Here is a 19,807-nt window from a genome sequence, read left to right as displayed (position 1 = left end):
ATCATTAGAATCTGCGCTCAGTTCAAGGAGAATCGCATGCCTTCCCTGCTTCTAGCTTCCAGCTCGGTCTACCGTCGCGAACTGCTGGCCCGACTGCGCCTGCCGTTCACCTGCAAATCACCCGATGTCGACGAAAGCAGACGCCCCGGCGAACCCGCTCTGGAGCTCGTACTGCGCCTTGCACAGAAGAAGGCACAGGCGCTTGCCAGCGAACATTGCGACCATCTGATAATAGGTTCGGATCAGGTCGCCGTGCTCGGCGACCGGATACTCGGCAAGCCCCACACGTTCGAAGGCGCGCTGGAACAACTGTCGGCGGCCAGCGGCAAACGCGTGACCTTCCTGACCGGTCTGGCCCTGCTCAACAGCCGGACCGGCGTCTGCCAGATGGACTGCGTTCCCTTTACCGTGCACATGCGCGACCTCGACACCGCAAGCATCGAGCGCTACCTGCACGCAGAGCAGCCTTTCGATTGCGCAGGCAGCTTCAAGGCCGAGGGCCTGGGCGTGAGCCTGTTCCGCAGCACCGAAGGCACTGACGCCACCAGCCTGATCGGCCTGCCGCTGATCCGCCTGGTGGACATGCTAATAAAGGAAGGGATCTCCATCCCCTGACCCACCATGAAAAGACCCGACAGCTGTCGGGTCTTTTCATATCCGGCTCATACCTGGCATGCGATCAACGCAAGGTCGGGCCATTGAACCCCGCCAGCATCGCAAGCCGCTCGGCAATGCTGGTGCCCAGCTTTTTGGAGAAACGGTCAAAAGGCGACTCTTCAACGGTGTAATCGACCATATCCTTCTCGCCGATCACCTCACGCGCCACATAAGCCGCGCTGCCCAGACCGTCCACCAGACCCAGCGGAACCGCCTGCTCGCCGGTCCAGACCAGCCCGGAGAACAACTCCGGGTGATCCTTGTCCTTGAGGCGCTCGCCACGACCCTGCTTGACGCTGGCAATGAACTGCCGGTGCGTCGTGTCCAGCACACCCTGCCAGAACTGCGTTTCGTCCGCTTTCTGCGGCTGGAACGGATCAAGGAAGGCCTTGTGCTCGCCGGACGTGTAGGTCCGACGATCGACACCCAGCTTTTCCATCACGCCGACGAAGCCGAAACCGGCTGCCGTGACACCAATAGAGCCCACCAGACTGGCCTTGTCGGCGTAGATCTGGTCGGCGGCACTGGCGATGTAATAGGCACCCGAGGCACCCAGATCACTGATCACGGCATAGACCTTGATGTCAGGCTTCTGCGCGCGCAGGCGACGAATCTCGTCGTACACATAACCGGACTGCACCGGACTGCCGCCCGGGCTATTGATATTCAGAATGACGCCCTTGGTCTTGGCGTCCTCGAACGCAGCACGCAACCCGGTAATGATGTTGTCGGCGCTGGCAGGCTCCTTGTCGGCGATCATGCCCTGCACATCGACCACAGCCGTGTGACTGGCGCGCCGTGATGCACCACCACTCAGGTCCAGCATCGGAACGATCAGCACCGTAAACAGCACCACAAAGGTCAGCAGCTTGAAAAAGATCCCCCAGCGACGCGCACGCCGCTGCTCCTGAACACTGGCCAGCAAGGTTTTTTCCAGCAACTTCCAGCTTTTCGCCTCTTCCCTGTCATCAACAGGCCCATCCGCCCTCTGGGAGGCAGGCGCTTTCCATTCGTCAGACATGCTCAACTTGCTCCGGAACGATGATTAAACGCTGCGCCGATTCAACCAGGGGCGCAGTTCGGAAAAATGCTCGATGGCCAGACGAGGCTCATACGCACGCAACGAATCCAGCGATTGCGCGCCATACCCCACGGCCACCGAATCCATACCCGCATTACGCGCCATCTGCAGATCGAAGGACGAATCCCCAATCATCAGCGAACGCTCGGGCGAAACATCACAATGCGCCATGATCTCGTGCAGCATCAACGGATCGGGCTTGCTCGCCGTTTCGTCGGCAGCCCGGGTGATATCGAAAAAATCCAGCCAGGCATTGGCCTTCAATACGCGATCCAACCCGCGACGCGCCTTGCCCGTGGCGACCGCGAGACGGTAACCCTCGTCGCGAAACGCCTGAATGGACTCCGACACACCCTCGAACAATCGAGACGGCACGTTATCCATCGCCATATAACAGTCAGCGTAGCGTTGGCGGAAGTCGATCAGGTCGTTTGCCGTGATCGACGGATAGAGCGTACGGATTGCCTCGGGCAAACCCAGACCGATGATGCCCTTGATCGACTCATCATCGCGCCCTTCCATACCGCCACCGATCGCGGCAGTGCGCATGGACTCAATAATGCGTCCGATTGAATCTGCCAGCGTGCCATCCCAGTCGAAAATCAGCAGATCATAGTGGCGCACTCAAACGCTCCACTGTCTTGGCCCACATCTCGTCTACCGGTGCCTGCAAGGTAAGCTTATCGCCGTCCGGCATCGGCACGGTCAGCATGTAAGCGTGCAGAAACAGACGCTTGCCACCCAGATCGCGGATTTCACGACTGAAATCCTCGTCGCCGTACTTGGTATCACCGGCAATCGCATGCCCGGCATGCAGCGTGTGAACACGAATCTGGTGGGTTCGACCGGTTACCGGCTTGGCCTCGACCATCGTGGCAAAATCACCGAAACGACGCAGCACCTTGAAAATCGTCAGTGCTTCCTTGCCCTCTTCGTTGACCTCGACCATCCGCTCGCCGGAACGCAGATTGCTCTTGAGCAACGGTGCACGGACCTGCTTGATGGACGTTGCCCAGTTGCCACGCACCAGCGCCATGTAGCGCTTGTCCACCCCGTCGCCACGCAAGGCTTCGTGCAGGTGACGCAACATGCTGCGCTTTTTGGCGATCATCAGCAGACCGGATGTGTCACGATCCAGACGGTGGACCAGCTCGAGCTCCTTGGCGTCCGGGCGCAACTGGCGAAACGCTTCGATGACGCCGAAGCTCAGACCACTGCCGCCATGAACGGCAATACCGGCCGGCTTGTTGAGCACGATGAGCGCCTTGTCTTCGTAGACAATGGCCGCTTCCAGACGCTGCAACAACGCCTGCGCAACAGGCACGGGCTCGTCGCGCTCAGGCACGCGCACGGGGGGAATGCGGACGATATCTCCTGCCTGCAACTTGTACTCGGGCTTGATCCGCCCCTTGTTCACACGCACTTCGCCTTTGCGCAAAATGCGGTAAATCAAGGTCTTGGGCACACCCTTGAGATAAGTGATCAGAAAATTATCGATGCGTTGACCGGCAAGTTCCGGCGCAACCTCTACCAGCTGGACGCCGGGGGTTGGAGGGGCAATATTTGTCATGGCGCAAATCATAACAATTTTTTATGGATTTGAAGCACTTAATGATTGCTGCTATAGTCGCGAACGCCGCCAAAAGCGGCCGGACAGCGGACAAACGGTTGACAGCCGACCCTGACCAACGCAATTCACGAGGACGTGAGGCCGTCCTACGGGGCTTTCGGTGACAACGCAGCATGCTGGAAACGTAACAAGCGCGGGTGACATGAGGCCGGAAACACGCCAGATCGCTGAGCAGACAGCTCGCCTTCAGTGCGAATAATTCACGGCCAGTTCACAAGGTGCAGTCGCTTCCAGACGCTACGAGCGAATGCTTCGGGAACAACGCCTAAAGCCATGATGCGCGACCTTCCCTATCGAAGATCGCGGTAAATGCCAACCCGCTGCGGATTCTGCGCGCGGCAGCACCCGAATTATCAGGGATACGTGTAGGGTGGAGACGCACAACCATCGGACTGTGTAGCAAAAGGCTTGTTCTAGACGCTTCATCTCGTCCGCTACCGATGGTCGATTCCTCCTCCTGACAAAGCTTTTGCTGAAAGGGTGTCCTAGGTCACCACAGCAAGCAGGAAACGTCGTCGCGACGCCCCGCCCCATTCCGGGCAGGAAAATCGCTAGACACTGGAGTGTCCAACCACTCTTGACGTGCCCTGACACCGACCGTGAGAAGTCGTGTGTGCCGAACGCCGTTTCCGGCAGCCCGGAAACCGACGGTACTACATGAAAAGAATGCTGATTAACGCGACTCAACCCGAAGAGTTGCGTGTTGCACTGGTAGACGGCCAGCGCCTCTACGACCTGGACATCGAGTCAGGTGCACGCGAGCAGAAGAAGGCCAACATCTATAAAGGCCGGATCACTCGTATCGAACCCAGCCTCGAGGCTGCCTTTGTCGATTTCGGCTCTGAGCGCCACGGCTTCCTGCCCCTCAAGGAAATCTCCCGCGAGTACTTCAAGAAAGCCCCTGAAGGCCGCGTCAACATCAAGGACGTCCTGAGCGAAGGCCAGGAAGTCATCGTTCAGGTCGAGAAAGAAGAGCGTGGCAACAAGGGCGCAGCCCTGACCACCTTCATCAGCCTGGCGGGCCGTTATCTGGTCCTGATGCCGAACAACCCGCGTGCCGGTGGCATTTCGCGTCGTATCGAAGGCGAAGAGCGCAACGAACTGCGTGAAGCACTCAACGGTCTGATCGCTCCTGCCGACATGGGCCTGATCGTTCGTACCGCAGGTCTGGGTCGCAGCAGCGAAGAGATGCAGTGGGACCTCGACTACCTGTTGCAGTTGTGGACCGCCATCAAGGAAGCGTCCCTGGATCGCTCCGCGCCGTTCCTGATCTATCAGGAAAGCAACGTCATCATCCGCGCCATCCGCGACTACCTGCGCCAGGACATCGGTGAAGTCCTCATCGACAGCGTCGAAGCCCAGGAAGAAGCCCTGACCTTTATCCGTCAGGTGATGCCGCAGTACGCCAGCAAGATCAAGCTGTATGAAGACAGCGTTCCGCTGTTCAACCGTTTCCAGATCGAAAGCCAGATCGAGACCGCCTTCCAGCGCGTCGTCGAACTGCCTTCCGGCGGCTCCATCGTCATCGATCCGACCGAAGCACTGGTGTCCATCGACATCAACTCGGCGCGCGCCACCAAAGGCAGCGACATCGAAGAAACCGCCCTGCAGACCAACCTCGAAGCGGCTGAAGAAATCGCCCGTCAGTTGCGCCTGCGTGACATCGGCGGCCTGATCGTCATCGACTTCATCGACATGACCCCGGCCAAGAACCAGCGCGCCGTGGAAGAGAAGGTCCGTGAAAGCCTGGAAGCCGACCGCGCCCGCGTTCAGGTCGGTCGTATCTCGCGTTTCGGCCTGTTGGAAATGTCCCGTCAGCGCCTGCGTCCATCGCTTGGCGAAAGCAGCGGCATCGTCTGCCCGCGCTGCAACGGCACCGGCATCATCCGTGATGTCGAGTCGCTGTCGCTGGCCATCCTGCGCCTGATCGAAGAAGAAGCCCTGAAAGACCGTACTGCCGAAGTACGCGCCCAGGTGCCGATCCCGGTCGCAGCGTTCCTGCTCAACGAGAAGCGCAACTCGATCACCAAGATCGAACTGCGTACCCGCGCCCGCATCATCATTCTACCGAACGATCACCTCGAAACGCCGCACTTCGAAGTTCAGCGTCTGCGTGATGACAGCCCGGAAGCCCACAACAACCAGTCCAGCTACGAGATCGCTGCTGCCGCTGCCGAAGTGGAAGAAATCGCTCCGCTGGCTGCCGCGACCCGTACCCTGGTTCGTCAGGAAGCAGCCGTCAAGACCGCTCCAGCCCGGGCCAACGCCCCGGTTCCTGTGGAAGCCGTTGCCGTAGCGCCAGCGCCTGCCCTTCCAGAGCCAAGCCTGTTCAAGGGCCTGGTGAAATCTCTGGTCAGCCTGTTCGCGACCAAGGAAGAGCCAGCCGCACCGGTAGTGGTCGAAAAACCGGCTGCAACCGAGCGCCCTGCCCGCAACGAAGAGCGTCGTAACGGCCGTCAGCAGAGCCGTGGCCGCAACAATCGTCGCGACGAAGAGCGCAAGCCTCGTGAAGAACGCGCTCCACGTGAAGAGCGTGCAGAACGCGCACCTCGCGAAGAGCGTGCTCCTCGTGAAGAACGTGCCCCACGCGAAGAACGCGCACCTCGTGAAGAGCGCGCCCCACGTGAAGCCCGTGATGACGCAGCACCGACCACGACCGCCCGCGAAGAGCGTCCGGCCCGCACCTCCCGTGAGCGCAAGCCTCGTGAAGGTCGTGAAGAGCGTCCGGTCCGCGAACTGCGTGAGCCGCTGGATGCAGCACCGGCCGTCAACATTGCCCGCGAAGAGCGCCCTGAACGCGCCCCACGTGAAGAACGCCAGCCTCGTGCACCGCGTGAAGAGCGTCAGCCACGTACAGAGCAGGCCGTTGTTGAGGCCAGCGAAGAAGAAGTGCTGCTGAACGAAGAACAGGCTCACGATGACAACCAGGACAGCAACGAAGGCGAACGCCCTCGTCGCCGCTCCCGTGGTCAGCGTCGCCGCAGCAACCGTCGTGAGCGTCAGCGTGATGCCAACGGTAATGTGATCGAAGGCTCGGAAGAGAACGGCAACGAAGAAGAGCAAGGCTCCGATGCCGCTGCCGGTCTGGCCATTACTGCCGCGGCCTCGGTGATCAGCGCTCCTGCCGAGGCTCAGGCCCATGAGCAGGCTGAACGTGCCAACAGCACTGTTGAGGCACCTGTGGCTGACACTGCAGAGCCAGCAGCCACTGTCGAAACGCCAGTTGCTGAAGCAACCGCTGTTGAAGCCCCGACCGAGCAAGCGCCGGTGGCCGCAGAGCCAACTGTTGAGCAGCCTGCTGTTGAAGCGCCAATTGCCGACGAAACACCGAAGGCCGAGGCAGCACCTGAAGTCGAGGTTCAGCCAGCAGTGACCGAAGCGCCGGCTATCGCTGCGCAGACCGAGCTGTTCGAAGCCCCTCATGCAGAGCGCGTCGTACCGTTCACGCCAACGCCTGAGCCAACACCAGAGCCACAAGCTCCGGTCGAAGCCAAGGCTCAGGAAGAAGTGCCAGCCACTGAATCCTCGGAACTGCCGACACCTGCACCCGCTCCTGTTGCAGAGCCTGCGTTCGTGAAGGAAGAGCCTGCCCCTTACTTCGCACCACAGACACCGGCTGTTGAAGAAGCACCCGCCGTGCAAGAAGCTCAGGAACCAGCAGCGGTTGAAGCACCGGCCCTGCCGGTCAGCAGCACGGGTCGCGCACCGAACGATCCTCGTGAAGTTCGTCGCCGCAAGCGCGAAGAAGAAGCGCGCCGTCAGAAGGAAGCCGAACAGGCTGCTTCTGCTGCACCTGCTGCTTCGGAGCCTGCACCTGTTGTCGCTGAAGCAGAATCGGTCCAGCCTGCGCTGAACACCGAGGAACATGCCGAGCAGCAACATGCCGAGAAAGAAACCGAGCCTAAACCGCTCGTCTAAACCCGGTCCATGAAAAAGCCCTGCCTGTGTAAACAGGCAGGGCTTTTTTATGCCTGCGATTTGAGTGGATTAACGACGGGCCTGATCACCTGCTGACTTCATGAGCGAAGCTCAGTACAGATTCGGCTCCATCTCCAGCTCGACATTGAACCGCTCAGCAATGTCAGCCTGAATGCGACGTGCCAGACTCAATAGCTGAAGGCCCGTGGCCTGTCCGTAATTGACCAGCACCAGCGACTGAAGCGCATGCACCCCGGCATCGCCATCACGAAAGCCCTTCCACCCCGCCTGCTCGATCAGCCAGCCGGCCGCGAGCTTCACTCGGGTATCGGCCTGTGGGTAACCGACCACGCCCGGATGCTCATGCCTGATCGCAGCGAAGGATTCAGCGGACACAACCGGGTTCTTGAAGAAACTGCCTGCGTTGCCCAACACCGCAGGGTCCGGCAGTTTTTCACTGCGGATCGAACAGATCGCCCGGCTGACATCAAAAGGCGTCGGCTGCTTCACACCCATCTCGTCCAGACGTTGACGAACCGGACCGTATTCCAGATGCAGTTTCGATTCCCACGTGAGCCTGAAGCGCACACGCAGGATCAGCCAGCGACCCACTTCATGCTTGAACACGCTGTCGCGATAACCGAATGCACAGTCTTCCAGCGAGAACTCACGTAGCTCGCCAGTTTCCCGGTCCAGCGCAGTCAGACCATGAAACACGTCCTTGATCTCGACGCCGTAGGCTCCGATGTTCTGCATCGGCGCTGCGCCAACCGTACCCGGAATCAGGCTCAGATTTTCTAGCCCGCAAAGCCCCATCTTCAAACTGGCCTGGACGAAGGGATGCCACGGTTCGCCCGCCTCCGCCTCGACAATGGCTTCAGCGCAGTCCTCACGCACGATGCGAATACCGCGACTGGCCATGCGCAATACCAATGCAGGAATGTCACCGCTGAGCAGCAGGTTACTGCCGCCCCCCACGACCAGCAGCGGCACGTCGTGCTCGGCCGAATAGGCAAGGGCCCGTCGAACATCATCGTCGCTGTGCGCCTCGGCAAAGAGCTTTGCCTGAACATCAACGCCAAAGGTGTTGAAGCGCTTGAGCGAAACGGCTGACTGCACTTGCAGGGTCATTGGACCGCTTTCCCGAACGACTGGAGAACCGACATCAAACCTCCAGCAGGCGTCTGACGCGCTCAAGGTCTTCGGGGGTGTCGACACCGGCGGGCGGCGCCTCGAGGGCATCGGCGACATGGATGCGCACACCATTCCACAGCGCACGCAGCTGCTCAAGGTTCTCAGTGTTCTCGAGCATGCACGGCCCCCAGCTGACGAAGTCATGCAGGAAGCCGGCGCGATAGGCGTAGATACCGATATGACGGCGCAAAGGCACGCCTGCGGGCAACTCGTCGCGGTTGGCAGCCAGGGCATCGCGCGCCCACGGCAACGGAGCGCGACTGAACGTCAGCGCCAGACCATTGATGTCCGAAGACACCTTGACCACGTTCGGATTGAACAACGCTGCCACATCGTCGATCGGCTCGGCCAGCGTCGAAATACCGGCTTCCGGATGCGCAGCCAGATTGCTGGCCACCTGATCGATTACCGCTGGCGGAATCATAGGCTCGTCGCCCTGGACGTTGACCACAATCGCATCCGCCGCCAGACCCAGTTGCGTAGCAACTTCAGCCAGGCGGTCAGTGCCGGAATTATGGTCATCGCGGGTCATCAGCACTTCAGCACCGAACGCCTGACAGGCTTCGAAGATTCGCACGTCGTCGGTGGCAACCACCACGCGCTGCGCGCTGCTCTTGCGGGCCTGCTCCCAGACGAGCTGGACCATCGGCTTGCCCGCAATGACTTTCAGCGGCTTGCCCGGAAAACGGCTGGATCCGTAACGCGCAGGAATTACGACGGTGAAATCGGTGGTCATTTTTCCAGACGCTCATCGGCAGTCAGTGTGCGCGCTTCGCTTTCCAGCATCACCGGGATGCCGTCACGAACCGGATAGGCCAGACCTGCGCCCTTGCTGATCAGCTCGGTCTTGTCCGCGCTGAGCTTCAACGGACCTTTGCAGATCGGGCAGGCAAGGATATCGAGTAATTTGGTGTCCATAGGAGATCCTGAAGCAATCATGGGGAAAGACGTGACAGCTGTTCATCGAACCAACTGACAAACGCGTCGGAAGGCACCGCATCCACTGCCAGATACCACCAGTCATCTGCCGCGAAAGCGCGGCATTTCACGGCATCTTTCTCGGTCATCACAAGCGGCAGGGATGGCGTGAAGGTCAGCGCCTGTGCGCTATAGACAGCGTGGTCAGCGAAAGGGTGCTGCACAGGCTGCCAGTGTAATCCTTCGAGGGTATTGAAGAAACGTTGCGGATTGCCGATTCCGGCGACCGCGTGCACGGCCTGGCCGGGTGGAAAATGGTCAACTGGCCGACGTTCGCCACTGCGCAGGTTGATCAGTGCGGCAGGCTTGAGCGTGAAGGCATAGCCATCCTCGCGATCTGACCGGGCACCGTTGTAAAGCACCGCATCGACACTGTTCAGCCGTTCGGCAGGCTCGCGCAACGGCCCGGCCGGAAGACAGCGCCGATTACCCAGACCGCGCGCGGCATCGATCAGTACCAGCTCCAGATCACGGGCCAGCCGGTAGTGCTGCAGACCATCGTCGGAAAGAATCAGATCCAGCGGTTCAGCAGCCAGCAACGCCCGGACGGCGCGGCTGCGGTCCGGGTCGATCATCAGCGGAACACCGCAACGCTGAACGATCAGCAGCGGCTCGTCACCGACTTCACTGGCCTTGTGCTCGGGCAGAACTCGCCAGGGCAGGCTTGGCGGTTTGGCACCATAACCCCGACTGACCACGCCGACCCGCAGACCACGCTGCTGGCAATGCCTGATCATCCAGAGAATGAGCGGCGTCTTGCCAGTGCCGCCGACCGTAATGTTTCCAACCACAATGACCGGCACCGGCGCGCGATAGATATCGCCCTCGCCCGCGACAAAGCGCGCACGCTTGCCGTCCACTACCCGGCGATAGAGGCTTTCGAGAGGACGCAGCAGCGCCAGCGCAGGATGGCCGTTGTACCAGGCGTCAAGCAAACGGTCGGTGAATGCCATCAATTAGCCTGTGTGGCCTCGACTGTGGTCATGCGCAGGTGACTGAAACCCAGCTTACCGGCAGCATCCATCGCAGTGATGACCGACTGATGAGGGGTCTTGCCGTCGGCGCTGATGGACAGCGGCAGACTGGTGTCGCCGGCCGACTCACGTTGCAGCGCTTCGATCAGGGTGGCCAGATCGTTTTTTGGCAACAACTGGTTGTTCAGGGAAAAGATCCCATCGGCGTTGATCGCAATGTCCAGATGTTTGGCACTTGCGTCGACTTCAGGTGTGCCGGTGACCGCCTGCGGCAGATCGACCCGCAACTGGGTTTCACGAGTAAAGGTGGTGGTCACGATAAAGAACAGCAGCAGGATGAACACCACATCGATCAACGAAACGAGGTTGATGTCGATGTTCTCCCGCGGTCTGCGGCGACGAAACTTCACTTCTTCTTGCTCCCGCCTGCCTTGGCCAGGGACTTGAGGTCGACCTTGGCGTCGATCAGATCGACGTCACGGTCGCCCTGCACCACCTCGACCAGACGAATGGCCTGCTGCTCCATGCCGACCACCAGCTCATCGACACGGCTTTGCAGAAAACGGTGAAAAAAGATGGCCGGAATGGCCACGATCAGGCCCGACGCGGTACAGATCAGCGCCTTGGAAATACCGCCCGCGAGAACACCGGCGTTGGCCGTGGCTCCAGAGCTGTTGAAAGATCCGAAGATATCGATCATGCCCAGCACGGTGCCCAACAAACCCAGCAACGGCGCCATAGCAGCAATCGAACCCAGCGCACTCAGGTAACGCTCCAGATCATGAATGACCCGCGCTGCGGCTTCCTCGATGCACTCTTTCATGATCTCGCGACCATGCCTGGAGTTGGCCAGGCCTGCCGCAAGGATTTCACCCAGAGGCGAATCGGCACGCAGTTGCTTGAGCTTCTCTTTATCGAGTTTCTGATCCTGAATCCACTGCCAGACCTGCCCCAGCAAGTGCGGCGGCGTGATACGGCTGGCGCGCAGCGTCCAGAGCCGTTCGATGATGATGCCGGCAGCGGCGATGGAACTCAAAATGATCGGCAACATCATCCAGCCGCCAGATTTGACCAGTTCCCACACAGTGACCACTCCCTTGAAAAATTGGCGCCACTCTATCATAGGGTCGCCGGTTGCCGTCGATATCCGTGGATTCAGTCACGCCAGAAACGTCGCTGCGCGCGCTGTGCCTCAGGGCTGCCGTAAGTACCCAGTTGCAGACGGATGGCACCCAGCTCGGCACTGTCGTAGCTGACGATACCGTTCCATTTATAACGCGCCATGACCAGCGGGTGTGGGTGGCCGAACGCATTGTTACGTCCGCGGGAAATCAGCACACCTTTCGGCATGACCGCTCTCAGAAACGGTTTAGAGGATGAGGACCGACTGCCGTGATGAGGTGCCTGAAGCCACTGGGCGCGCAGGTCGAATCCACTGTCGATGGCCGCCTGTTCGGCCTCGGCATCAACATCGCCGGTCAGCAACAATCGCTCGCCACCGGCGTCGACGCTCAGCATGCAGGACCCTGCATTGCCTTCGGGTGCCTGCTCCCAGATCCAGGTTGAAAACACCACGCCGTCCCACTCCCACTGCTCGCCGTTTTCACAACGAAGTGCCCCGAGTGCAGGCGGAAGGCGCTCGATATCTCCGCCCAGCACACGCCCGACCGTAAACGCCTTGTGGACTGCCGGTGCACCTCCGGCATGATCGGAATCTGCGTGACTGAGCAGCATCACGTCCAGATGCCGTACCCCACTCTTGCGAATGGCCGGCACGACCACCCGCTGACCGATATCGAACTCACCGAAACGTGGCCCGGCGTCATACAGCAGCGTGTGGTGTCGGGTGCGCAACAAAATCGACAGCCCCTGCCCGACATCCAGTTGCAGAACGTCAACCTGTCCGGCGGGCACCGACTTGAGTGGTGGAAACACGCACAGCAACAGCAGCGTCCAGCCCAGAGGCCGCATCGGCACACCTCTGGGCAGCAGGAGCAAGAACGCGCCCAGCAGACTCAGGATCAGAGTCCAGGCCGGCGTGGTACTGGGCAGCCAGGCAGGCACAAGGTTCGCCATCCAGCCCAGAAACACGAATAGCCCTTCCAGCGCCCCACCGGCCAGCCACAATAAGCCCTCGCCCAGCATCGGAACAGGCAGCAACAGCGTGCCAATCAGTGCCGCAGGCAGAACGACGACACTGACCCAAGGCACAGCCAGCAAATTGGCCAGCGGACCGCTGACACTGATCGGCAGGTTCAACATCATCAGAATAGGCAGCAGGCCGACGGCAATCAGCCACTGGGCTCTCGTCCAGCTCTGCATCCAGCTCCAGGCACCGAGGCGGCCACTGAAGATAAGGATCAGAATCCCGACCGCCGCAAAAGACAGCCAGAACCCCGGCTGCAGACTCACCAGCGGCTCGAACACCAGCACGGCGTTGAGCGACAGCAGTAACGGCCAGGTCATGCCCAGATGCCGAAAGCGCAAACGCCAGAGCAGAACCAGACCCACCATCACACAGGCACGGCGCACCGGCACGTCGAACCCGGCCAGCAAGCCATACCCCAGCGCCGACGCGAACGCCAGACCGCACGCCCAGGGCAGCCACGGCAGAGTCCGCGGCCACAGTCCCCAGCGCGCCAGCAGGCCCACCAGCGCATAAATCACGCCAGCCAAGAGGCTGATGTGCTGTCCGGAGATCACCAGCAAATGCACAGTGCCGGTGTCCTGCAGCACTTGCCAGTCAGTGGTCGACAAGCCCGAGCCATCCCCCAGCACAAGCGCCGCCAGCCCGCCTTCGCGCCCCTGCGCGTCGACGGCCAGCAGCCGTTGGCGAATGGCATCGCGCCAGGCAGCACGCGCCGGCGCCAGCAACTGACCGTCCACCACGGTGCCGGTCGCGCCGATACGCTGGGCCAATAACCAGGCCTCGTAATCGAACGCTTCGGGATTAACCAGTCCACCCGGCCGCTTGAGCTTCACCGCCAGTCGCCATCGCTCACCGCTGCGCACTTCAGGACCGCCATACCAGGCAATGCGCATCAGCCGGGGTAATTTCGCCCGTCGTGACACACCATCCGCGAGCTCGAAACGCACCACCCCCTCAGCCGCACTCGGCAACCCGACCACCGTGCCTTGCAGCCATAGCGTCTGGCCGTCGAGCCGGGACAGCAATCGATCATCCAGTGCCGATTGCGCCGAGACGCAAGCCCACGTCAAGCCGAACAGGAAGAAGGCCAGCGGGTAGGTGCGAAATGGCAACAGCATCAAGGCCACAGCGGGCATCAGCAGCAACAGCCAGGTATCAGGCAAGGCAGGCAGGAAGCGCAGGGCCAACAGGCCGAGCGCGAGCGCGATCATCCCTGTGCGCATGAGGAGTACTCGAAGCGGAAAGCCTCAAGGATGAGCGCAGGCAAAGAAGTATGGGCAGGAGGTGTGTTTCAGAATCTGAAAGGGCAGGCTTGCAGAGCCATCGACCCGCCGTAAGGCGGGCCGATGGTGAAAGTGTTACTGACGCATACCACGCCCACTCACCAGCAACCGTGCACAGCCGAAGTACAGCACGAAGGTGGCGACGATCATGAACGCCAGGGCGATGCTGATCTTGATGTCGGAAACACCCAGAATGCCGTAACGGAAGGCGTTGACCATGTGCAGGACCGGGTTGGCCAGCGACACGGTCTGCCAGAACGGCGGCAGCAGGTTGATCGAGTAGAACACACCACCGAGGTAGGTCAACGGGGTAAGCACGAAGGTCGGGATGATCGAGATGTCGTCGAAGTTGCGTGCGAAGACAGCGTTGATGAAGCCCAGCAGCGAGAAGATGGTTGCGGTCAGCACGACCACCACGATGGTCACGCCGAGGTGGTGAACCTGCAGGTCGGTGAAGAACATCGACAGCATGGTCACGATGAAACCCACCATCAGACCGCGCAGCACGCCGCCCAGTGTGTAACCGACCAGGATGGTGTGCGGTGATACCGGCGACACCATCAGTTCTTCGATCGAGTGCTGGAACTTGGCACCGAAGAAGCTCGATACCACGTTGCCGTAGGAGTTGGTGATCACCGACATCATGATCAGCCCCGGCACGATGTACTGCATGTAGGTGAAGCCGCCCATGTCACCGATTTGGCGACCGATCAGGTTACCGAAGATGACGAAGTAAAGGACCATGGTGATCGCAGGCGGCAGCAGGGTCTGCGGCCAGATGCGCATGAAACGGTGCACTTCACGGAACACGATGGTTTTCAGGGCAACCAGATTGGGGCGCAGTTCGCCGGTCTGAGCAGTCATAGCGCCACCTTCGCCAGGTTTTTTTCCACCAGAGACACGAACAACTCCTCAAGGCGATTGGATTTATTGCGCAGGCTCAGCACTTCAATGTTCTGCGCAGCCAGTTGACTGAACAGCGCGGTGATGCCCACGTTCTTGTCGACCTGCACTTCCAGCGTATGGCTGTCGAGCAGACGGCTGGGGAAGCCCGGCAACTGTGGCGCGGTCTGCCAGGTCGCCTTGAGGTCGAGCAGGAACGTCTCGACGGTCAGAGTGCTGAGCAGTTGCTTCATGCTGGTGTTCTGGACAATCGTGCCGTGGTCGATGATGCCGATGTTGCGGCACAGTTGTTCGGCCTCTTCCAGATAGTGCGTGGTCAGGATGATGGTGATGCCCTTGCGGTTCAGTTCGGTCAGGAACGTCCACATGGAGCGGCGCAATTCGATGTCCACACCGGCAGTCGGCTCGTCGAGAATCAGCAGGCGCGGCTCGTGAATCAGCGCACGGGCGATCATCAGACGACGCTTCATGCCGCCGGACAGCGAACGCGAAGGCACGTCGCGCTTGTCCCACAGCCCCAGCTGGGTCAGGTACTGCTCGGCGCGTTCCTTGGCGATCTTCGCCGGAATGCCGTAGTAGCCAGCCTGGGTCACGACGATGTCGAAGGTTTTCTCGAACTGGTTGAAATTGAACTCCTGCGGCACGACACCGATGCAGCGCTTGAGCGCAGCAGGCTCGCGGTCCAGGTCATGACCGAAGATGTTCACCGTGCCGCTGGTCTTGTTGACCAGCGTCGAGATGATGCCGATGGTGGTGGATTTGCCAGCGCCGTTGGGGCCGAGCAAGGCGAAGAAATCACCTTCGGCGACGTCCAGGTCGATACCACTCAGGGCCTGGAAACCGTTGCCGTAGGTTTTGGTTAGCTGCCGGATGGACAGAGCAGAAGACATATCGGAAAAGGTACCAAATCAGAATAGAAAGAAAGGGGTGGGCTGAAAGCCGCTGTGCGCGTCACTGACACCCGATCATGCAATGGTGCTTGGCCGGGTCGTTCAAGTACAGACACATTTGTTAATAGTAAATATCGAAGCGCCGTGATGAGCCGGCACGCCTTGCCCGCGCGGACCTCTGCGCGGCTCTGCGCGGCTCTGGCGTTACGTCAAAGGACTCATGACCGCCTTGCGGTACGCCGGACGCGTCTTGAGGCGTTCATACCAGGCTTGGAGGTGAGGCAGCGGCGGACGTTCAATCGGCATTTCAAACCAGGCGTAGGCGAAGCAGCCCAGCGGGATGTCGCCCATGCCGAATGCCTCACCCGACAGGTAGGGCTGGCGGGACAAGGTTTCGTCTGCGACCAGCAGCAGGCTGTGAAGATGGATGATGCCCTCGTTGATGGCGTTCCAGTCCTGCTTGTCAGCCGGCGTGCGCACTACGCCCCAGAATACCGGGCTAAATGGCGCAGCGATGGTCGAAGTGGTCCAGTCCATCCATTTGTCTGCCAGGGCCCTGGCTTGGAGATCGGCGGGATACAGGTCGGAATCCGGAGCATGACGGGCCGCCAGGTAACGCACGATAGCGTTGGATTCCCAGAGCACGAAATCGCCGTCTTCGATCATGGGTATACGGCCGTTGGGGTTCTTGCTGCGGTACGCCGCTTCATTGACCAGTCCGAACGCGCCACCGGCGTCCTGGGTCTCGTACGGCACGCCGACTTCTTCGGCAATCCAGAGTGCCTTGCGCACGTTGCTTGAATTCTTCCGACCCCATATCTTGAGCATTGCGTTCCCCTCGCAGTGGCTGTGAAAAACTGACTGCTCAGTCTACCCGATCCGCTGGCAACTTCCTTGTCAGGACAGGGTCACTATCGATGTCGCCCCACCACTGCCTGGCGACCAGTTCTTGAGCGTTGCGAACGCAGCGTTCATCACGGAGGAATACGTATGCTGCTGTTGTGGATTGTTGTGCTGGTCGTGGGCATTGCCTGGCTGGCGCACCGACGTACCGACCCGCTGCCCGCGCTGGGCGTAGTGGCGGTCTACCTGCTGGCGATGGGCATTTTCAGCCACGCTCCAGGCTGGCTGTTGACGATTTTCTGGATACTGTGGCTGGCGATCTTCATACCGATGATCCTGCCCGACCTGCGCCGCAAACACTTCACGGCACCAATGTTCAGCTGGTTCAGGAAAGTCCTGCCACCGATGTCCGAAACCGAGCGTGACGCCATCGACGCCGGTACGGTCTGGTGGGATGGCGAACTGTTCAGCGGCCGTCCCGACTGGGACAAACTGCTGGCCTATCCGAAAGTCCAGCTGACTGAAGAAGAGCAGGCGTTCATCGACGGCCCGACCGAAGAATTGTGCGCGATGGTCAGCGACTGGGAAATCGGTCAGGCCATGGACCTGCCGCCGCAAGCCTGGGAGCACATCAAGCAGCACGGCTTCTTCGCGCTGATCATCCCGAAAGAATTCGGCGGCAAAGGCTTCTCGGCCTATGCCCACTCGCAGATCGCCATGAAACTGGCGACCCGCAGCGGCGACCTGGCTTCAACCGTGATGGTCCCCAACTCCCTCGGGCCTGCCGAACTGTTGCTTCATTACGGCACCGACGAACAGCGCAATCACTACCTGCCCCGCCTGGCGCGCGGCGATGACATCCCCTGCTTCGCCCTGACCGGCCCGCTGGCGGGTTCCGATGCGGGCGCGATGCCGGACACCGGCATTATCTGCAAGGGTGACTGGCAAGGCGAAGAAGTCATTGGCCTGCGCCTGACCTGGGAAAAGCGCTATATCACACTGGGTCCGGTCGCGACCCTGCTCGGCCTGGCGTTCAAGGCCTACGACCCCGAGCACCTGCTGGGCGAGGAAGAAGACCTGGGCATCAGTCTGGCGCTGATTCCGACTGACACGCCGGGCGTCGAGATCGGCCGTCGTCACGTGCCACTGGGCGCAGCGTTTATGAACGGCCCCAACTCCGGCAAGGACGTGTTCATCCCGTTGAGCTACCTGATCGGCGGTCAGCCAATGCTGGGCAAGGGTTGGATGATGCTGATGAACTGCCTGTCGGTGGGCCGCTCGATCTCGCTGCCCGCTGTGGGTACGGGTGCGGCCAAATACACGAGTCTGGTGACCGGTCAGTACGCCAAGGTGCGCGAGCAGTTCAACGTGCCGCTGTCGGCATTCGAAGGTATCCAAGAAGCACTGGCGCGCATCGGTGGCAACGCCTGGCTGATGGACAGTGCGCGGATGCTCACTGCGAATGCCGTGGATCTGGGCGAAAAACCGTCGGTCCTGTCGGCGATCCTCAAATACCACCTGACCGAGCGCGGCCGCGAGTGCATCGGCCACGCCATGGACGTGCATGGCGGCAAGGGCATCATCATGGGCCCGAACAACTATCTGGGTCGCAACTGGCAAGGTGCGCCGATCTTCATCACCGTCGAGGGAGCCAACATTCTCTCGCGCAACCTGATGATCTTCGGTCAGGGCGCGATTCGCTGCCATCCGTTCGTGCTCAAGGAAATGGCATTGGCCGGGCGCACCGACCACGATAATGCACTGGCCGAGTTCGACACTCTGCTGCTCAAGCACATCGGCTTTGCGGTCAGCAATGCGGCCAGTACGTTGATTCTCAATCTGGGTTTCGGGCATTTCGAACGCGCGCCGGGCGACAGCCTGAGCCAGGGCTATTTCAGAGCGCTGAACCGTCAGGCTGCGGCCTTCGCCATGTTGGCAGACCTGAGCATGATGCTGCTGGGTGGCGAGCTGAAACGCCGCGAGCGCCTGTCGGCTCGTTTGGGCGATGTGCTCAGCCATCTGTACTTGGCTTCCGCATCCCTCAAGCGTTACCACGACCTGGGTTCGCCGGACCATATGAGCCCGTTGTTCCGCTGGGCCATGGAAGAAAGCCTGGGGCATTCGGAGCGGGCGATGGACGAGATCCTCAGCAACTTCCCGAACCGTATCCTGGGTGGTCTGCTGCGGGTCATCGTCTTCCCGTTCGGCCGTCGCCACAAAGGTCCGTCGGACAGGCTCGACGCCGAAGTGGCTCAGGTATTGGGCCGTGCCAAGGGCGATCCTACGCTCGAAGAGCTGCTTGCAGGCTGCTACCGCCCGCAATCGGCCGAAGATCCGGTCGGCGCGCTGCAACATGCCAGCGACCTGCTGAGTGCCGCCTATCCGCTGCACAAAAAACTGCAGGTTGCGTTCAAGGGCGGGCAGGTTCTGCCAGAAGCCGGCGAACCACTCATCGACGCCGCGCTGCGTCTCGGGGTGCTGCAGGCTGACGAGGCGCAGACGTTGAAAACCGCTGAAGCGGCTCGTCGCAAGGTGATAGACGTGGATGATTTCGACAAAGAAGAGCTGACGCACACACCGGGCAAGATTCGCTGATTGACCCAACCTGACCCTCGCAGGTCAGTTGATCCACAAAACAGGCGCGCAGAGCTTTATACTCTCGCGCCTGTTTTTGCATTTGAGGATTACATCATGGCCGACGCCACTCTCGACCACCATCTCGGTCTGCTTGCGCACCTGCGCAGTATTCTGGTCGCGCTGGGCGAGGCCGAGCAGGTTCCAGAAGAAAGCCATGCACTGTTCATGGAGCGCTTCGACGAGCTGGTCGAGCAATTGCCGCAAGACCCTATCGAAAGCCAGTACCTGGGCCAGGACATTCTGTGTCAGGTCATCCAGCGCTACCCGCAGATCGCCCATCTGGTGCCGCGCGACCTGCTGTGGTTCTTTGCCGGTGACTGCCTGCATTTCATGCCCGACGATGAAATCGATCTGTATCAGGCCCTTGAAGAGCGCCGGTACGAAGCCGAGCAGAACGACGAGCCGTTCGACTGGAATCAGGAGAAGCAGTTGCTGGCGATGTCGATCCAGGGCAGCAAGCACTGACATGCTTTTCCAACGCGATGGTGAACACCGCCAATCGCGAATCCGCAGTCTGTGCCATTTGTGACGCGGAGCGTCATGGGAGGCATGCCCACGCTGGAGCGCTCATCGTTATACACAAGTCATCTGGCTATCCGGAGAGACAGCGGCACTGATGCGCTTTTGTACCGCGATGTCATGAACACCGCAGATCGCGACGTGGGTGAAA

17 protein-coding genes are annotated in these 19,807 nt (G+C 60.5%); 4 read left to right on the top strand and 13 right to left on the bottom strand.

The features are described from left to right. Nucleotides 1–36: 36 nt before the first annotated feature. The gene (locus AO065_RS24405) at nucleotides 37–615 is read left to right on the top strand and encodes a Maf family protein (protein ID WP_004884587.1); all 579 of its coding nucleotides are present in this window, start codon (nucleotides 37–39) and stop codon (nucleotides 613–615) included. A gap of 64 nt (nucleotides 616–679) precedes the next feature. Here the strand turns inward: AO065_RS24405 and AO065_RS24400 are convergent, their stop codons facing one another. From AO065_RS24400 to rluC, 3 genes are read right to left on the bottom strand one after another with little or no spacing between them, the layout of a single operon-like run. After that, the gene (locus AO065_RS24400; RefSeq protein ID WP_004884589.1) at nucleotides 680–1,678 is read right to left on the bottom strand and encodes a S49 family peptidase; all 999 of its coding nucleotides are present in this window, start codon (nucleotides 1,676–1,678) and stop codon (nucleotides 680–682) included. 24 nt (nucleotides 1,679–1,702) lie between these two features. After that, complete coding sequence (locus AO065_RS24395) at nucleotides 1,703–2,362, bottom strand: HAD-IIIA family hydrolase (RefSeq protein ID WP_004884591.1); 660 nt, start codon at nucleotides 2,360–2,362, stop codon at nucleotides 1,703–1,705. Next, nucleotides 2,349–3,308 (bottom strand): 23S rRNA pseudouridine(955/2504/2580) synthase RluC, encoded by a 960-nt coding sequence (rluC, locus tag AO065_RS24390; protein ID WP_004884593.1) that lies wholly within the window; start codon nucleotides 3,306–3,308, stop codon nucleotides 2,349–2,351. Before rluC ends, AO065_RS24395 begins: the two co-directional genes overlap by 14 nt. 726 nt (nucleotides 3,309–4,034) lie before the next feature. Between rluC and rne the strand changes: the two genes are divergently transcribed. Beyond that, nucleotides 4,035–7,286 carry a ribonuclease E gene (gene rne, locus AO065_RS24385; protein WP_004884594.1) on the top strand — a complete coding sequence of 1,084 codons (3,252 nt, stop codon included), beginning with the start codon at nucleotides 4,035–4,037 and terminating at the stop codon, nucleotides 7,284–7,286. Nucleotides 7,287–7,397: 111 nt separating this feature from the next. Here the strand turns inward: rne and murB are convergent, their stop codons facing one another. From murB to AO065_RS24335, 10 genes are all read right to left on the bottom strand, one after another. Further along, nucleotides 7,398–8,417 carry a UDP-N-acetylmuramate dehydrogenase gene (murB, locus tag AO065_RS24380; protein ID WP_004884595.1) on the bottom strand — a complete coding sequence of 340 codons (1,020 nt, stop codon included), beginning with the start codon at nucleotides 8,415–8,417 and terminating at the stop codon, nucleotides 7,398–7,400. A 34-nt stretch (nucleotides 8,418–8,451) separates the two neighbouring features. After that, entirely contained in the window at nucleotides 8,452–9,216 is a 765-nt protein-coding gene (gene kdsB / locus AO065_RS24375; protein WP_004884598.1) for a 3-deoxy-manno-octulosonate cytidylyltransferase, read from the bottom strand. Beyond that, entirely contained in the window at nucleotides 9,213–9,398 is a 186-nt protein-coding gene (locus AO065_RS24370) for a Trm112 family protein (protein WP_004884599.1), read from the bottom strand. Before AO065_RS24370 ends, kdsB begins: the two co-directional genes overlap by 4 nt. Before the next feature lie 17 nt (nucleotides 9,399–9,415). Next, the gene (gene lpxK / locus AO065_RS24365) at nucleotides 9,416–10,411 is read right to left on the bottom strand and encodes a tetraacyldisaccharide 4'-kinase (protein WP_004884600.1); all 996 of its coding nucleotides are present in this window, start codon (nucleotides 10,409–10,411) and stop codon (nucleotides 9,416–9,418) included. Next, complete coding sequence (locus tag AO065_RS24360) at nucleotides 10,411–10,842, bottom strand: ExbD/TolR family protein (protein WP_004884601.1); 432 nt, start codon at nucleotides 10,840–10,842, stop codon at nucleotides 10,411–10,413. Before AO065_RS24360 ends, lpxK begins: the two co-directional genes overlap by 1 nt. After that, on the bottom strand, nucleotides 10,839–11,555 hold the full coding sequence (locus tag AO065_RS24355; protein WP_074454496.1) for a MotA/TolQ/ExbB proton channel family protein: 717 nt from the start codon (nucleotides 11,553–11,555) through the stop codon (nucleotides 10,839–10,841). Before AO065_RS24355 ends, AO065_RS24360 begins: the two co-directional genes overlap by 4 nt. Before the next feature lie 32 nt (nucleotides 11,556–11,587). Beyond that, the gene (locus AO065_RS24350; RefSeq protein ID WP_032651738.1) at nucleotides 11,588–13,804 is read right to left on the bottom strand and encodes a DNA internalization-related competence protein ComEC/Rec2; all 2,217 of its coding nucleotides are present in this window, start codon (nucleotides 13,802–13,804) and stop codon (nucleotides 11,588–11,590) included. A 135-nt stretch (nucleotides 13,805–13,939) separates the two neighbouring features. Continuing rightward, nucleotides 13,940–14,728 carry an ABC transporter permease gene (locus AO065_RS24345; protein ID WP_004884611.1) on the bottom strand — a complete coding sequence of 263 codons (789 nt, stop codon included), beginning with the start codon at nucleotides 14,726–14,728 and terminating at the stop codon, nucleotides 13,940–13,942. Next, entirely contained in the window at nucleotides 14,725–15,657 is a 933-nt protein-coding gene (locus AO065_RS24340; protein ID WP_004884614.1) for an ABC transporter ATP-binding protein, read from the bottom strand. The genes AO065_RS24345 and AO065_RS24340 overlap by 4 nt, the downstream gene beginning before the upstream one ends. Before the next feature lie 204 nt (nucleotides 15,658–15,861). Beyond that, complete coding sequence (locus tag AO065_RS24335) at nucleotides 15,862–16,485, bottom strand: glutathione S-transferase (protein WP_004884615.1); 624 nt, start codon at nucleotides 16,483–16,485, stop codon at nucleotides 15,862–15,864. Between the two features lie 162 nt (nucleotides 16,486–16,647). On the opposite strand from AO065_RS24335, the gene AO065_RS24330 reads away from it, so the two are divergent. Next, entirely contained in the window at nucleotides 16,648–19,095 is a 2,448-nt protein-coding gene (locus tag AO065_RS24330) for an acyl-CoA dehydrogenase (RefSeq protein WP_004884616.1), read from the top strand. 96 nt (nucleotides 19,096–19,191) lie between these two features. After that, the gene (locus AO065_RS24325) at nucleotides 19,192–19,602 is read left to right on the top strand and encodes a PA2817 family protein (RefSeq protein WP_004884618.1); all 411 of its coding nucleotides are present in this window, start codon (nucleotides 19,192–19,194) and stop codon (nucleotides 19,600–19,602) included. Nucleotides 19,603–19,807: the final 205 nt, after the last annotated feature.

The organism is Pseudomonas viridiflava, assembly GCF_001642795.1.
GTDB lineage: Bacteria > Pseudomonadota > Gammaproteobacteria > Pseudomonadales > Pseudomonadaceae > Aquipseudomonas > Aquipseudomonas viridiflava.
This window is presented reverse-complemented; position numbering and strand designations above follow the sequence as displayed.